Origin of the sequence: Roseomonas chloroacetimidivorans, from assembly GCF_049629625.1 — a bacterium.
GTDB classification, from domain to species: Bacteria; Pseudomonadota; Alphaproteobacteria; order Acetobacterales; family Acetobacteraceae; genus Roseomonas; species Roseomonas chloroacetimidivorans.
Genome location: NZ_JBNBZS010000028.1, coordinates 18247 through 33106 on the forward strand (window position 1 = coordinate 18247; position 14860 = coordinate 33106).

Annotated in this window: 14 protein-coding genes; 13 read left to right on the forward strand and 1 reads right to left on the reverse strand. The window is 67.9% G+C overall.

Annotated elements, in window-relative coordinates:
* Nucleotides 1-188 precede the first annotated feature (188 nt).
* The 13 genes from zapE (at nt 189) to ACO1BU_RS20250 (ending at nt 13886) form a co-directional block, all read left to right on the forward strand.
* Nucleotides 189-1379: a cell division protein ZapE gene (gene zapE / locus ACO1BU_RS20190; protein WP_424137767.1), complete on the forward strand. Its 1191-nt coding sequence runs from the start codon at nt 189-191 to the stop codon at nt 1377-1379.
* Between the two features lie 88 nt (nt 1380-1467).
* On the forward strand, nt 1468-1974 hold the full coding sequence (locus ACO1BU_RS20195; protein WP_424137768.1) for a hypothetical protein: 507 nt from the start codon (nt 1468-1470) through the stop codon (nt 1972-1974).
* A 211-nt stretch (nt 1975-2185) separates the two neighbouring features.
* The gene (mdh, locus tag ACO1BU_RS20200; RefSeq protein WP_424137769.1) at nt 2186-3139 is read left to right on the forward strand and encodes a malate dehydrogenase; all 954 of its coding nucleotides are present in this window, start codon (nt 2186-2188) and stop codon (nt 3137-3139) included.
* A 56-nt stretch (nt 3140-3195) separates the two neighbouring features.
* Entirely contained in the window at nt 3196-4389 is a 1194-nt protein-coding gene (gene sucC / locus ACO1BU_RS20205) for an ADP-forming succinate--CoA ligase subunit beta (protein WP_424137770.1), read from the forward strand.
* 3 nt (nt 4390-4392) lie between these two features.
* A complete protein-coding gene (gene sucD / locus ACO1BU_RS20210) occupies nt 4393-5283 on the forward strand; it encodes a succinate--CoA ligase subunit alpha (RefSeq protein WP_424137771.1) in 891 nt (296 codons plus the stop codon).
* Between the two features lie 281 nt (nt 5284-5564).
* Entirely contained in the window at nt 5565-7046 is a 1482-nt protein-coding gene (locus tag ACO1BU_RS20215) for a SulP family inorganic anion transporter (protein ID WP_424137772.1), read from the forward strand.
* A 124-nt stretch (nt 7047-7170) separates the two neighbouring features.
* The gene (locus ACO1BU_RS20220) at nt 7171-8256 is read left to right on the forward strand and encodes a branched-chain amino acid aminotransferase (protein ID WP_424137773.1); all 1086 of its coding nucleotides are present in this window, start codon (nt 7171-7173) and stop codon (nt 8254-8256) included.
* An 83-nt stretch (nt 8257-8339) separates the two neighbouring features.
* Nucleotides 8340-8945: a PRC-barrel domain-containing protein gene (locus tag ACO1BU_RS20225; protein WP_424137774.1), complete on the forward strand. Its 606-nt coding sequence runs from the start codon at nt 8340-8342 to the stop codon at nt 8943-8945.
* Between the two features lie 57 nt (nt 8946-9002).
* Nucleotides 9003-10151: an MFS transporter gene (locus ACO1BU_RS20230; RefSeq protein WP_424137775.1), complete on the forward strand. Its 1149-nt coding sequence runs from the start codon at nt 9003-9005 to the stop codon at nt 10149-10151.
* 139 nt (nt 10152-10290) lie between these two features.
* Nucleotides 10291-10953: a 50S ribosomal protein L25/general stress protein Ctc gene (locus ACO1BU_RS20235; protein ID WP_424137776.1), complete on the forward strand. Its 663-nt coding sequence runs from the start codon at nt 10291-10293 to the stop codon at nt 10951-10953.
* Nucleotides 10954-11073: 120 nt separating this feature from the next.
* Nucleotides 11074-11646, forward strand: a complete 573-nt coding sequence (gene pth, locus ACO1BU_RS20240) for an aminoacyl-tRNA hydrolase (protein WP_424137777.1) — start codon at nt 11074-11076, stop codon at nt 11644-11646.
* A gap of 64 nt (nt 11647-11710) precedes the next feature.
* Nucleotides 11711-12805 (forward strand): redox-regulated ATPase YchF, encoded by a 1095-nt coding sequence (gene ychF / locus ACO1BU_RS20245; RefSeq protein ID WP_424137778.1) that lies wholly within the window; start codon nt 11711-11713, stop codon nt 12803-12805.
* A 469-nt stretch (nt 12806-13274) separates the two neighbouring features.
* On the forward strand, nt 13275-13886 hold the full coding sequence (locus tag ACO1BU_RS20250) for a hypothetical protein (protein WP_424137779.1): 612 nt from the start codon (nt 13275-13277) through the stop codon (nt 13884-13886).
* 71 nt (nt 13887-13957) lie between these two features.
* Here the strand turns inward: ACO1BU_RS20250 and cysE are convergent, their stop codons facing one another.
* Nucleotides 13958-14788 (reverse strand): serine O-acetyltransferase, encoded by an 831-nt coding sequence (gene cysE / locus ACO1BU_RS20255; protein WP_481133227.1) that lies wholly within the window; start codon nt 14786-14788, stop codon nt 13958-13960.
* Nucleotides 14789-14860: the final 72 nt, after the last annotated feature.

Sequence of the window (14860 nt, forward strand, 5' to 3'; positions counted from 1 at the left end):
TTTTTGCATCGCAGCACGCGTAGAATGCCCCTCCTGCACCCCAAAAAAGTTCAGTCTGCCAACTGCGACAAACCCTTAGCGCCCATTGATCAAACGGCACTTTCAGTACAGTTCTGCATCGTAATTCGTGAATTAATGCGATTCTCAAAGTTGCGAGGGGTCAGGAAACCGGGCTAGACCGGCCGCCGATGGACGGGACCACCACTGCACCGGCCGCTGCGCCCGCCGTAACGGCGGACCCTTCGGAAGGGCCACTCCCTCTTTACCGCGCCCGCGTGGCCGCGGGGGCGCTGCGCGCCGACCCCGCCCAGGCCCGCGCGGCCGAGACGCTGCAGGATCTCTGGCGCCGTCTGCGTGGCTATGACCCGCGCCCTGAGCCAACGAAGGAGGAGCCTGGCCTTTTCGCCCGCTTCTTCCGCCGCAAGCCGGTGGACGAGCAGCCGGACGGCCCGCCTCTTGGCCTCTACCTCGTCGGCGAGGTCGGGCGCGGCAAGTCCATGCTGATGGACCTCTTCTTCGAAACGGCGGATGTGCCGCGCAAGAAGCGCGAACACTTCCACGCCTTCATGCAGAAGTGCCACCGCCGCATCCACGAGTACCGCAAGGCCCACGGCGACGCTTCGGACCCGATCCCGCCGCTGGCCGACAGCATCGTGGCCGAGGCCGCGCTGCTCTGCTTCGACGAGTTCCAGGTCCATGACATCACCGATGCCATGATCCTGGGCCGCCTCTTCGAGGCGCTCTTTGCCCGGGGCGTGGTGGTGGTGGCCACCTCCAACACGGCCCCGGCCGATCTCTTCAAGGGCAAGCCGGGCCGCGACGCCTTCCTGCCCTTCATCGCCATGATCCAGAAGCGGCTGGAGGTTCTGCACCTCGCATCCCTTCAGGATTATCGGCGCGACCGCATCCGGGGGCTGCCGACCTGGCACAGCCCGGTGAACGGCCGCGCCGAGCGCGCGCTCGACGCGGCTTTCCTCGAGCTCTCGGGTGTTGCCCATGGCACGCCCTGCTCCCTGACGGTGCTCGGCCGCAAGGTCGAGGTGCCGCAGGCCCATCGTGGCGTCGCCCGCGCGGATTTCGAGACGCTCTGTGGAGCGTTCCTCGGCGCGGCGGACTACCTCGCCATTGCCACCCATTTCCACACGCTCGTGCTGGACGGCGTGCCGCGGCTGGGCCCGGAGAACTTCGACCGGGCCCGTCGCTTCGTGACGCTCATCGACACGCTCTATGAGCACCGTTGCAAGCTGGTCGTCTCGGCCGAGGCCGAGCCCGACCAGCTCTACGAGAAAGGGGAGGGAGCGGCCATGTTCCAGCGCACCGCCTCCCGCCTCATGGAAATGCAGAGTCAGGATTATCTGGCCCTGCCGCATCTGACGTAACGCGTTCCGGCACCGGAATTGCTTGGCATAGCCTGAGGGGGCAGGTGCCAGGCGTCAGTTCCGGTCCGGACATTTGGGGGAGATTCACATGCTGCGTTCCCTGGCTATCGCCGCTGCGGCGATCGTCGCGCTTGGCGCCGCTCAGCCTTCCGAGGCCGCCAGCACCCGCCGTACGGAGGCGCGTTCCGCCGGAAAGGCCACCCGTGCGGTCGCCCGCCCGGTGGCCAGCCGCGCTGAGCCGAGCCGCCGCGTGGTGGCGGGCACTCCGGCCCGGGCCCGCGCCACGGCGCGCGTGGCCTCCCGCGGCGGCCGTTCCCAGGCCCGCGTCGCCAGCCGCCGCCAGGTGGCGGTCCAGAGCGGCCGCTCCAATATCCGCCTGGTAAGCCTGTTCTCCGGCTCCGCCCATGCCTCCACCCTGTCCGCCCGTGGCGGCAAGGTCGGCAAGGCCGCGCGCGCGCAGCGAAGCCAGGGCCGCATGGGCGTCTGGCATGCCGGCCTGCCCGCCGCCGATGGCGAGCAGATGGATTGCCCCTCCGGCACCATGGCGGTGCTGGCCCGCGGGCATTCCGACACTTTCCGCTGCATGCCCATGTGATTCGGATACGATCGGGACCGGCCGCGCCGGCTCCCTGATCGGATGAGAAGGGGCGGGATGCCAGGGGGGCGTCCCGCCCCTTTTCCATTCGGGGCGGGGCCCCGCCTTGCCGGGTCCTTCATCCGGGGCTAATCCACCCGCGTCCAGTTCGCAGTTGCCGCACGGCACCGCCAAGACGTCCCCATAAAGGCTCACAGGCAAGGACTCCCCCATGGCCCGCAACAAGATCGCGCTCATTGGCGCCGGCAACATCGGCGGCACGCTCGCCCACCTGATCGGCCTCAAGGAGCTCGGCGACGTCGTGCTCTTCGACGTCTTCGGTGGCGTGGCTGCCGGCAAGGCGCTGGACATCATGCAGTCCAGCCCGGTCGATGACTTCGACAGCAACATGACCGGCGGTTCTGATTACGCCGCGATCGAGGGCGCGGACGTGGTCATCGTCACCGCCGGCTTCCCGCGCATGCCCGGCATGAGCCGCGACGACCTGCTGACCAAGAATGCCGGCGTGATGGGCCAGGTGGCCGAGGGCATCAAGAAGTACGCCCCGAACGCCTTCGTCATCTGCATCACCAACCCGCTCGACGTCATGGTCTGGGCGCTGCAGCAGAAGTCCGGCCTGCCCGCGAACAAGGTGGTGGGCATGGCGGGCGTGCTCGACTCCGCCCGCTTCCGCCTCTTCCTGGCGCAGGAGTTCAACGTCTCGGTGGAGGACGTGACAGCCTTCGTGCTGGGCGGCCATGGCGACACCATGGTGCCGCTGACCCGCTACTCCACCGTCGCCGGCGTCCCCGTGCCCGACCTGATCAAGATGGGCTGGACCACCCAGGAGCGGATCGACGCGATCGTGCAGCGCACCGCCAATGGCGGCGGCGAAATCGTGAAGCTGCTGGAGAAGGGCTCGGCCTTCTACGCTCCGGCTGCCTCGGCCATCGCGATGGCCGAGTCCTACCTGAAGGACAAGAAGCGCGTCCTGCCCTGCGCCGTGATGCTGAACGGCGAGTATGGCCAGAAGGACTTCTATGTCGGCGTGCCCGTGGTGATCGGCGCCGGCGGCGTGGAGCGCGTTGTCGAGGTCGAGTTCCTGCCCGAGGAGAAGGCCGCCTTCGAGAAGTCCTGCGACGCGGTGAAGAAGCTCGTCGAGGACTTCAAGAAGCTCGGTGTTTGAGACCAATGGGCCAGGAGTGATCCTGGCCCTTTCCGCATCAGGAAAGCGGTGACCGAATGAACATCCATGAATACCAGGGCAAGGAGCTGCTGAAGCGCTACGGCGTTGCAGTGCTCGACGGCTATGTGGCGAAGACCCCCGAGGAGGCTGAGGCGGCGGCGAAGAAGCTTCCCGGCCCTGTCGTGGTGGTGAAGAGCCAGATCCATGCGGGCGGCCGCGGCGCAGGCCGCTTCAAGGACGATCCGAACGGCAAGGGTGGCGTGCGCGTCGTCAAGCCCGAGGCCGCCAAGGAAGCCGCCGCCGCCATGATCGGCCACACGCTGGTCACGAAGCAGACGGGCCCCGAGGGCAAGGTCGTCAATCAGGTCTATGTTGAGGCTGGCTGCGACATCAAGCGCGAGCTGTACCTCTCTCTTCTGGTGGACCGCGAGACCTCGCGCATCACCATCATGGCGTCCACCGAGGGCGGCATGGAGATCGAGGAGGTCGCCGAGCACAACCCCGAGAAGATCCTGAAGGTCGCGGTCGACCCGGCCGCCGGCATTTCCGGCTGGCACGCCCGCAAGCTTGCCTTCGGGCTGGGCCTGGAAGGCAAGCAGGTCGGCGTGTTCACGAAGTTCGTGACGGCGATGTACAACGCCTTCACCGACCTCGACATGGCGATCGTCGAGATCAACCCGCTGGTCGTGACCGGCGCCGGTGAGATCATCGCGCTCGACGCCAAGGTGTCCTTCGACGACAACGCGCTGTTCCGCCACAAGGACCTCGAGGCCCTTCGCGACGACAGCGAGATGGACCCGAAGGAGCTGGACGCGGTCAAGAACGACCTGAACTACGTCGCGCTCGACGGCGAGATCGGCTGCATGGTGAACGGCGCCGGCCTGGCGATGGCCACCATGGACATCATCAAGCTCTACGGCTCCTCGCCCGCGAACTTCCTCGATGTCGGCGGCACCGCGAATGCGGCGCGCGTGACCGAGGCCTTCCGGATCATCACGTCCGACTCCAATGTGAAGGCGATCCTGGTCAACATCTTCGGCGGTATCGCCAAGTGCGACATGATCGCCGAAGGCATCGTAGCGGCGAGCAAGAACCTCTCCCTCTCGGTCCCGCTGGTGGTTCGCCTTGAGGGCACGAATGTCGAGCTCGGCAAGAAGATCCTCGCCGAGTCCGGCCTCGCCATCATCCCCGCGGACAACCTGGCCGACGCCGCCCAAAAGGTGGTCGATGCCGTGAAGAAGGCCGCCTGAACCATGGCGATCCTCGTCGACAAGCACACCAAGGTCATGACCCAGGGCTTCACCGGAGCCCAGGGCACCTTCCACGCCGAGCAGGGCATCGCCTACGGCACCAACTATGTCGGTGGCGTGACCCCCGGTAAGGGTGGCCAGACCCACCTGAACCTGCCGGTCTTCGACACGGTTGAGGAATGCGTCGAGAAGACGGGCGCCGATGCCTCCGTCATCTACGTGCCGCCGCCCTTTGCGGCCGACTCCATTCTGGAGGCAATCGCGGCCGAGGTCCCGCTCATCATCTGCATCACCGAGGGTATCCCGGTGCTGGACATGGTGAAGGTCAAGCGCGCCCTCTCCGGCAGCAAGTCTCGCCTGATCGGGCCGAACTGCCCGGGCGTGATCACGCCGGAAGCCTGCAAGATCGGCATCATGCCCGGCCACATCCACAAGCGCGGCTCGGTCGGCATCGTGTCCCGCTCGGGCACGCTGACCTATGAGGCGGTGGCGCAGACCACGGCGGCCGGCCTCGGCCAGACCACCTGCGTCGGCATCGGCGGCGACCCGGTGAAGGGCACGGACTTCCAGGAAGTGCTGGAGATGTTCCTGGCTGACCCCGAGACCAAGCAGATCGTCATGATCGGCGAGATCGGCGGCCAGTCCGAGATCATCGCGGCCGAGTTCCTGGGCCGCGAAAACAAGCCGGGCTCCAAGAACTACAAGCCCGTGGTCGGCTTCATCGCCGGTGCGACCGCCCCTCCGGGCCGCCGCATGGGCCATGCCGGCGCCGTCATCTCCGGCGGCAAGGATACGGCCGAGGCGAAAATGGACGCCATGCGCTCCGCGGGCATCCATGTGGCCGACAGCCCGGCTGCATTGGGCTCGACCATGGTAAAGGCCATCGCGGCCTGATCATCCGCCCCTGGGTGGATTGAAGAATACGGCACGCCGCCGGGGCCTCCCCGGCGGCGTGTTGCATTTTGTGTTGCGTCGCAGCATCAAACGGGCCAGAAGGGGAGCGATGAACGGCACCTCCTCGTCGCGGATCACTCCGCCCTGACGCATGGCGTCGCGGCCCAGCCGCGGCATCCGGCCCTGTGCGGCCGCCCATCGTCCTGCCTGTTCAATGCCCGGCGCCTCTGCGTCCCCCGGACCCGTGCCGGGCGTGGCACCTGCTTGCTGAAAGTCTTTCCATGACCGCTGCCCGACGCGCACTCTCCGAGTGGTCGCCCAACATCACGCGTGACCTCCTGGCTGGTACCGTCGTCGCCTTGGCCCTGATTCCGGAGGCGATCGCTTTCTCGATCATCGCCGGCGTTGACCCAAAGGTCGGCCTCTACGCCTCTTTCTGCATCGCCGTGATCTCCGCCTTCGCCGGCGGCCGTCCGGCCATGATCTCGGCGGCCACCGGCGCCATGGCCCTGGTCATGGTGGATCTCGTGCGCCAGCACGGGCTGGACTACCTGCTTGCCGCCACCCTGCTCACCGGCGTGATCCAGATTGCCGCCGGCTATCTGCGCCTGGGCGACCTGATGCGCTTCGTCTCCGGCTCGGTCATCACCGGCTTCGTCAACGCGCTGGCCATCCTGATCTTCATGGCGCAGCTGCCTGAATTCGTCGGCGCCGGCCCGGTCTTCTACGCCATGGTCGCGGGCGGCCTGGCCATTATCTTCCTGCTGCCGCGCCTGACCACCGCGATCCCGTCCCCGCTGGTCACCATCGTGGTCGGGACGGCGCTGGCCATGGGGCTGGGCCTGGATCTCCGGACAGTCGGCGATATGGGCCAACTGCCCACCGAACTGCCCAGCTTTCTTCTCCCGAACGTGCCGCTGACCCTCGATACGCTCTGGACCCTGCTTCCCTACTCCCTGACCCTCGCCACGGTCGGGCTGCTGGAATCCATGATGACCGCCTCCATCGTGGATGAGATGACGGACACGACCAGCGACAAGAACCGCGAATGCCGGGGGCAGGGCATCGCCAACATCGTCGCGGGCCTGTTCGGCGGTATGGCCGGCTGCGCCATGATCGGCCAATCCGTGATCAACGTGACCTCCGGCGGGCGCGGGCGCCTTTCCACCCTCTGGGCGGGGCTTTTTCTGCTCTTCCTCATCCTCGTGCTGGCGGAATGGGTGCGGCAGATTCCCATGGCGGCGCTGGTGGCCGTGATGATCATGGTCTCCATCAAGACCTTCCGCTGGTCCTCGCTCACCGCCCTCCGCACCAACCCACGCCATTCCAGCATCGTGATGGTGGCAACCGTCGCGGTGGTGGTGGCCACCCATAACCTGGCCCAGGGCGTGCTGGTGGGCGTGCTGCTCAGCGGCATCTTCTTTGCCCACAAGGTCACCCGCGCCTTCTCCGTCACCTCCTCACTGGACGAGGCCGGCACCACCCGCACCTACCGGGTCACCGGCCAGATCTTCTTCGCCACGGCCAATGCCTTCCACGACGCATTCGACTTCCGCGAGGGGGTGGAGCGCGTGGTGATCAATGTCAGCGCAGCCCATTTCTGGGACATCACGGCGATTGGCGCGCTGGACCGGGTGGTGCTGAAGCTGCGCCATAACGGGGTGGAGGTGGATGTAGAGGGCCTCAACGCCGCCTCCGCCACCATGGTGGAGCGCCTCGGCACCCATCACCGCGAGGGTGCCGCCCTGACCGTCGGGCACTGACGGCCCGGTTAGGTCAACAACCCTGACGCTCGCACATGGGAGGGATGTGTGGGCGTGCTATCCGTCGGCGTTCGCGTTGCGTTAGAATGACAGCCTAAGCAACATTATTGCGGACGTTGGCGCGATGACCATGGAAATCAGCTTCACCCGGACGCAGACGCCGCTGTCGCGCCCCGACGATTCCTCCCTTTCCTTCGGTAAGGTTCTGACGGACCACATGTTCGTCATGAACTACGAGGAGGGGCGAGGCTGGCATGACCCGCGGGTCGTTCCCTACGGTTCCTTCCCGATGGATCCGGCGACCTCGGTCCTGCATTACGGCCAGGCCGTGTTCGACGGTCTGAAGGCCTTCCGCCAGGCGGATGGCTCCATCAAGCTCTTCCGCGCGCAGCGCCATGCGGCCCGCCTGAACAAGTCCTGCCGCGCCCTCTGCATCCCGGAGATGGATGAGGATCTCATCCGCCGCTCCTTCGAGGCGATTGTCTCGGCCGACCATGAGTGGGTGCCCCGCGCCCCCGGCACCTCGCTCTATATCCGCCCGACGGTGGTCGCGACGGAGGTGATGCTCGGCGTCCACCCGGCCTCGCGCTACACCTATTTCGTCATCTGCTCCCCGGTCGGCTCCTACTACAAGGAGGGCGTGAAGCCGGTCCGCATCCTGGCGACCGACACCCATGTCCGCGCCGTGCAGGGTGGCCTGGGCGAGGCGAAGACGGCGGCCAACTACGCCGCTTCCCTTTCCGCCCAGCAGGAGGCGGAGCGGCTCGGCTACACCCAGGTGCTCTGGCTGGATGGCGTCGAGCGCAAGTGGATCGACGAGGTCGGCACCATGAACATCATGATGAAGATCGGCGACGAGGTGATCACCCCGCCGCTCGCCGGCACCATCCTCGATGGCGTGACGCGCAACTCGACCCTGACACTGATGCGCGACTGGGGCCTGAAGGTCTCCGAGCGGAAGATCTCGATCGATGAGGTGATGCAGGCGGGCCGCGACGGCACGCTGCAGGAGATGTGGGGCACCGGCACCGCCGCCGTCGTCTCCCCGGTTGGCGAGCTCGGCTACAAGGGTGAAACCATCAAGATTGGCGATGGCCAGACCGGCCCGCTGACCCAGAAGCTCTATGACTCCATTGTCGCCATCCAGTATGGCCGGGCCCCCGACCCGCATGGCTGGATGACCGATGTGAAGGTCCCGGTCGCGGCCTGAGCCCGGCCAGTCGCCGGCCCGGGTGCCTGCGCCGGGCCGCGATCCCTCTTCGGCCGTGGATGAGGCTGGTCTAGGCTCGCCTCATGCGCCTTCAGCACCTTCAGCCCGGCCGGCCTTCGGCTCTGCTCGCGGCGGCGGTCATGGCCCTGGTTTCCGGCGCGGCACAGGCGCAGGACGCGCCACCGCCCGGACAGCCGCCCGCCACCGAACCGCCCGCTTCGGGGGCGCAGGCCGGCCCGCCGTCCCAGCCCGCCGCCGCTCCGGCCGCGGCGCCCACGGCGCCGGCGGCTCCGGCGGCGCGCGAGGAACTTCCGCGCGAGGCCTCCCAGCGCATCGTCGGGCGGGAAGTCACCGGGCCCTCCGGCGAGGTGGTTGGCCGGATCGTCAATGTATTGCTGGACGATAACGGCCAGCCCCGGGCCGCCGTGCTGGACTATGGCGGCTTCCTCGGCGTCGGCCGCCGCCGGGTGGCCGTCGCCTGGCGGACACTGCGCTTCTCGCCCGAGACTGTCCGGCTCGACTTCACCCGGGACCAGATGCGTGCCTTCCCCGACTACAAGGAGGGTGACACGGTCGTCGTGGCCGCGCCGCCGGAGCCTCCGCCGGCATCCTCCACGGCCACCCCGCCGGCCCCCGAACCCGCGCAACCCTCCGCGGGGCCGGGCGCCGCACCCGCGCAGGCAGACTAAGGCCAGGGTCACGTGAGAGGTCGGAGTGGTCGGGGCCTCGACTGGCTGAACTTCTTCATGGCCAATGTTCAGACCGGTTTCGGCCCTTTCATCGCCGTCTATTTGACGGCCCAGGCCTGGACCGAACTGGAAATCGGCCTCGTCCTCAGCCTCGGCACCTTCGTCACCATGGTGATGCAGGTTCCGGCCGGCGCGCTGGTCGATTCCACCCCGAACAAGCGCTTCGCCGCCGCGGCGGCCCTGATCGCCATCGCCATCTCGGCGCTGCTCCTGGCCCTGATGCCGGAATTCCTGCCGGTCATGCTTTCAGAGGTGCTGCACGGCTTCGCCTCCTGCGTGCTCGGCCCCTCCATCGCGGCCATTAGCCTGGCACTGGTCGGCCGCAGGGCCCTCGGCGAGCGCCTCGGCCGCAACGCGCGCTACGCCGCGGTGGGAAGCGGGGTCGCCGCGGGGCTGCTCGGTGCAGCCGGCACCTGGCTGTCGGGTGCCTCCGTCTTCTGGCTGACCGCCGCGCTCTGCCTACCCAGCCTCATCGCGCTCGCGGCCATCCGCCCCGGCGATCTCCATCCTCCGGAACCCAAGGAGCGGGAAGGGGGCGCGCTCCGGGGCCTGGGTGTTCTGTTGCGGAACCGGGGGGTGGCGATCTTCGCCCTCTGCTGCGGCCTTTTCACGCTCTCCAACGCCGCCATGCTGCCCCTGGCCGGCACGCAGGTGACGCGCAATGCGGGGGAGGAGGCGAATCTTATCATCGCCGCCTGCATCATCGCGCCGCAGCTCATCATGGCGCTCATCGCCCCCTGGGTCGGGCGACTGGCTGAGCGGCGCGGGCGGCGCATCGCGCTGCTGCTCGGCTTCGCCGCCCTGCCGGTGCGCGGGTTGTTGCTGATGCTGGTGGAGGGACCGGCCTGGCTCATCCTGGTGCAGGCGCTGGATGGGCTGAGCGCGGCCGGGCTCGGCGTCCTGCTGCCCCTGCTGGCGGCGGACCTCACGCGCGGTACCAACCGCTTCAACCTGTGCATCGGCATCTTTGGCCTGGCGATCGGCATTGGCGGCACGCTCAGCACCACCCTGGCGGGCCTGGCCACGGATTGGTTCGGGCCGGCCGCCGCTTTCGCCATGTTGGCCGGGGTTGGGCTGCTCTCCGTGCTGGTGGTCTGGGCGGCGATGCCGGAAACCCGGCCTGCCGGGGAGGCGATGCGGGCCTGAGCCGGGCGGAAAGCCTTGCCCCCGGCCCCCACCCCCGCTACATCCCGCCCGCGCCGGCACCCCTGGAGGCCGGCGAGCTTTCGCGCGCCTGCACGGCAGCACGAAAAGATTCAACCCAACGTGCGAAGGAATGACGGCAATGGTCCAGACCATCCGGATCGAGGCCGCGGCGCGCGAGCGGGCCGGTAAGGGGGCGGCGCGCGCGACCCGGCGTGGGGGCATGGTCCCCGCAGTGATCTATGGGGCGAAGCAGGAGGCGATCCTTCTCTCTCTCGACCCGCGTGACGTGATGAAGGAGCTGCATAAGGGCGGTTGGCAGTCCCACCTGTATGAGGTGGCCGTGGCCGATGCCGCGCCGGTTCGCTGCCTGATGCGCGACGTGCAGTTCCACCCGGTTTCGGACCAGCCGATCCATGTGGACTTCCAGCGCCTCGCCGCTGGTCAGAAGATCCGTGTGCGCGTGCCGGTCGTGCTGCTCGGCGAAGACGTCTCCCCCGGCATCAAGGCCGGCGGCGTTCCGAACCTGGTCCGCCGTGACCTCGAGGTGCTGGCTGACCCGGACAACGTGCCGGAGCGCTTCGAGGTCGATGTCTCCTCCGCCGGCATCGGCGACACGCTCCGCTGGTCCGCGGTGAAGGACGCCCAGGGCGCTACCCCGACCATCGCCCGCGACTTCGTGGTGGTGACCATCGCCCCGCCGGTCGTGGTCGAGGAGGTCGTTGTGGCCCCGGCCGCGCCGGAGCCCGCCAAGGGCAAGGGTGGCAAGGCTGCCCCGACCGCGGCGGCTGCCAAGAAGAAGTAAGGGAGAAAGGCCGGGGAACGGAAGCACCGCTTCCGCCGGACCCTGGCCCCCTTTCTGTTTCTGTCTGTTTGGGGCGCGCACGCGGAAGCGGCGCGCCCCATCCATTGATGGGGTCATGGGATGCTTCTGTGGGTGGGGCTGGGAAATCCGGGCGCGGAGCATGCGAGGCAGCGCCACAATATCGGCTTCATGGCCGTGGAGCGCATCGCCTCCCGCCATCGCTTCAGCCCCTGGCGCAACCGCTTCAAAGGCGAGATCTCCGAAGGCCAGATCGCCGGCCAGCGTATCATCCTGCTGAAGCCCCAGACCTATATGAATGACAGCGGCAGCTCGGTTCAGCCGGCGACCGCCTTCCACAAGATTCCGGTGGGCGATGTCACGGCCTTCCATGACGAGCTGGACCTCGCCCCGGGCAAGGTGCGGGTGAAGAAGGGCGGCGGCGCCGCCGGCCATAACGGCCTTCGCGACATGCAGCGTGCCTTCGGCAGCCCCGATTTCCAGCGTGTCCGCCTCGGCATCGGCCATCCCGGCCACAAGGACCGCGTCCATGGCCATGTGCTCGGCAATTTCGCCAAGGTGGATGCCGAATGGCTCGACAAGCTGCTCGACTCGGTCGCCGACGCCGCACCGCTGCTGGCCGAGGGCAAGCCCGAGGATTTCATGACCAGGGTGGCCCTGCTCACGCAGAGCTAGCCTCCGCCCGACCCCCGGCGTAAGCCACCCCCGAAACCCCCTAGACGCACGGAATACCCGCCAGATGGGCTTCAACTGCGGAATCGTGGGCCTGCCCAATGTCGGCAAGTCCACCCTCTTCAACGCGCTCACCCAGACCGCCGCCGCCCAGGCGGCCAATTATCCCTTCTGCACGATCGAGCCGAATGTGGGCCGCGTTGCCGTGCCCGACCCGCGGCTGGACGAGCTGGCGCGCATCGGCAAGTCGATCAAGAAGATCCCGACCAGCCTGGAATTCGTGGACATCGCGGGCCTGGTCCGCGGCGCTTCCCGCGGGGAAGGGCTGGGCAACCAGTTCCTCGCCAATATCCGGGAGGTTGACGCCATCGTCCATGTGCTGCGCTGCTTCGAGGATGGGGACATCACCCATGTCGAGGGCAACGTGGACCCGGTGCGCGACGCCGAGACCGTCGAGACCGAACTGATGCTGGCGGACCTGGACAGCCTGGAGAAGCGCCTGCTTCCCGCTCAGAAAAAGGCGAAGAACGGCGATAAGGAAAGTGCCGCCTTCGTCGCCCTGGCCGAGCCGATCGTCGCCGCCCTCTCCGCCGGCAAGCCTGCCCGCACCGCCGTGCCCAAGGGCGAGGAGGCCGCGGCCGCCCGCCTCCAGCTCATGACGACCAAGCCCGTCCTCTATGTCTGCAATGTCGAGGAAGGCTCGGCCGCCAGCGGCAACGCCCATTCCGCCCGGGTGGTGGAGATGGCGAAGGCCCAGGGCGCCAAGGCCGTCATCGTCTCGGCCGCCATTGAGGCCGAGATCAGCCAGATGCCCGAGGAGGACCGCACGGACTTCCTGGACAGCCTTGGCCTGAAGGACAGCGGCCTGGATCGCATCATCCGCGCCGGCTACGACCTGCTGGGCCTGATCACCTATTTCACCTGCGGCCCCAAGGAATCCCGCGCCTGGACAATCACCAGGGGCACCAAGGCCCCGCAGGCTGCTGCCGTGATCCACAACGACTTCGAGCGCGGCTTCATCGCCTGCGAAACCATCGCCTATGAGGATTATGTCGCGCTCGGCGGCGAGCAGGGGGCGAAGGAAGCCGGCAAGATGCGGGTAGAGGGCAAGGAATACGTCGTGAAGGACGGCGACGTGCTGCTCTTCCGCTTCAACGTGTAAGAGGTGGTCCGGGTGGCCGTTGCTGGCCTGCCTGCTCCTTCGGAATAGAAAAAGGGCCCGGCGATTTCCTCGCCGGGCCCTTTCTGATTTCCGCTTGGAGAACCCAGGCTTAGCGCGGCATCACGCGGCGGTGGCGCGGGTGATGACGGCGGTGGTGCCGGCGGGCAGCCACGTCCTGCGTTACCGAGGTCGCCTCACGGGCGGACTCGACCGAGGTTGTCGCCGTACCCAAGGTTACGGCATGGCTCGCGCCAGATACCGAAACAAATCCGACGAAGAAGAAAGCAGCAAGAAACCAGCGCATTGCGAGCTCACATTTCCCTGTGATGCGAAGATGTTGCCCTATGTTTCGCTCGCTGGCATGTGAATTCCTGGCAAGCTGGCGCGTCCATCGGCCAGGCTCCGCCCCGCCTTGACCCAAGCCCCTGGTTACAGCAGTGGTCCCTGCAACGTAACGAAGGGGAATCGAATGTCCGGCAGTCGCCTCAACATGCTGGCCAGTCAGCTCATCCGCATTCATGGGCGTGTGCACCAGGTCAGGCTGGACGCTGTGGGCGAGGCGAAGGCACCGGGCGCAAACGAGGCTGCGCCGACCCTTTCCGAAGCGCGCGCCTTCGCCCTGGGCGTGAAGCTCCGCCCGATCCTCAACGACCTTGCGCTGGTGCAGCGCGAGCTGAAGGTGATCGGCGACGGGCTCGACCTTCGCGAGCGGATCGCGGTTCGCGTCCCAGCCCATCTCCGCTATCGCGAGGCGCAGTCCGTCGCGAGCGGCCGCCAGCACCATCGCCAGATTTTTCAGCTGCTCTGCGAGATCGTGGACGACCTGGTCGCGATCTGGGGCGGCCGGGGGCCAAGCGAGCGCGAATTGATGGAGGCCGCCGCCGACGCGGTGAAATCCACGCTGGAGTTCCAGCAGGCGCTGACCAGCAAGGCCAACGAGTTCCGCACGGTGCTCGGAAGTTCGAACCGCCTCTCTTCGATTCGGAGCGCACAGACCGTGCAGAACGTCTCCTTCGAAGGGCTGGCCGTGCTGGCCTGGCTGATCGTCTACGCCATCATGCGCCGAAGCCCGATGCGCTGAGGCATCGCGCCGGCCAGGATGCGGCCGGTCGGACCGTTCGGCCCGACCGGCATTGCAAGGCGGGCCTGCCCCTAGGCGTGCCCGGGAATGCTCTGATCCATCGCCAGCGCCGGCACGGCATCCCGGCACCAGCCGACAACGCGGGCGGGCACGCCGGCCACGGTGGCGCAGGGCGGCACATCGGCCAGCACCACGCTGCCCGCGCCTACTTTCGCGCCACGCCCGACCACGATGTTCCCCAGCACCTTCGCGCCGGCTGAGAGCAGCACGCCGTCACGCACCTTCGGGTGCCGGTCGCCGACCTCCTTGCCTGTGCCACCCAGCGTGACACCCTGGAGGATAGACACGTCATTGCCGATCGCCGCCGTCTCGCCGACCACCACACCGGTGGCATGGTCGATGAACACGCCACGGCCGACCGGCACGGCCGGATGGATATCCACCCCGAAGACGAGCGAGCCGCGACTCTGAAGATAAAGGGCCAGATCCTTCCGGCCGGCGCGCCAGAGCCCATGCGCCACGCGGTGCCAGGACAGGGCGTGGAAACCCTTGTAGTGCAGGAAGGGCGAGAGCCAGCCCCGCGCCGCCGGGTCACGCCGGCGCGTGGCGGCGAGGTCCGAGACGGCATCCGCCACCAGGCCCGGCCCGGCCTCGCGAACCAGGTCCTCCAGCCGCTCCGCCGGCATCAGCGCCTCGGCCAGCTTGCGGGCCAGCAGCGCGGCCAGGGCCGGGCCGAGCGCAGTATGACGCAGCACCGCCAGTTCCAGCATCGCGCGCAGCACCGGCTCCGTCTGCGCGGCCGTGGCCGCCTCCGCACGCAGCGCCGTCCAGACCTCGTCCGGGCTGGGGGTCACGTCGAGACCTGATTCAGCGCCCCTCGCCTCCATGTCCATCCGATCCATGGCTCCGCTCCTGGCGCGGACGGCCTGATCTGGCCGGACGCCCCAAACCTGACAATTGCGCCCGATCCGCCC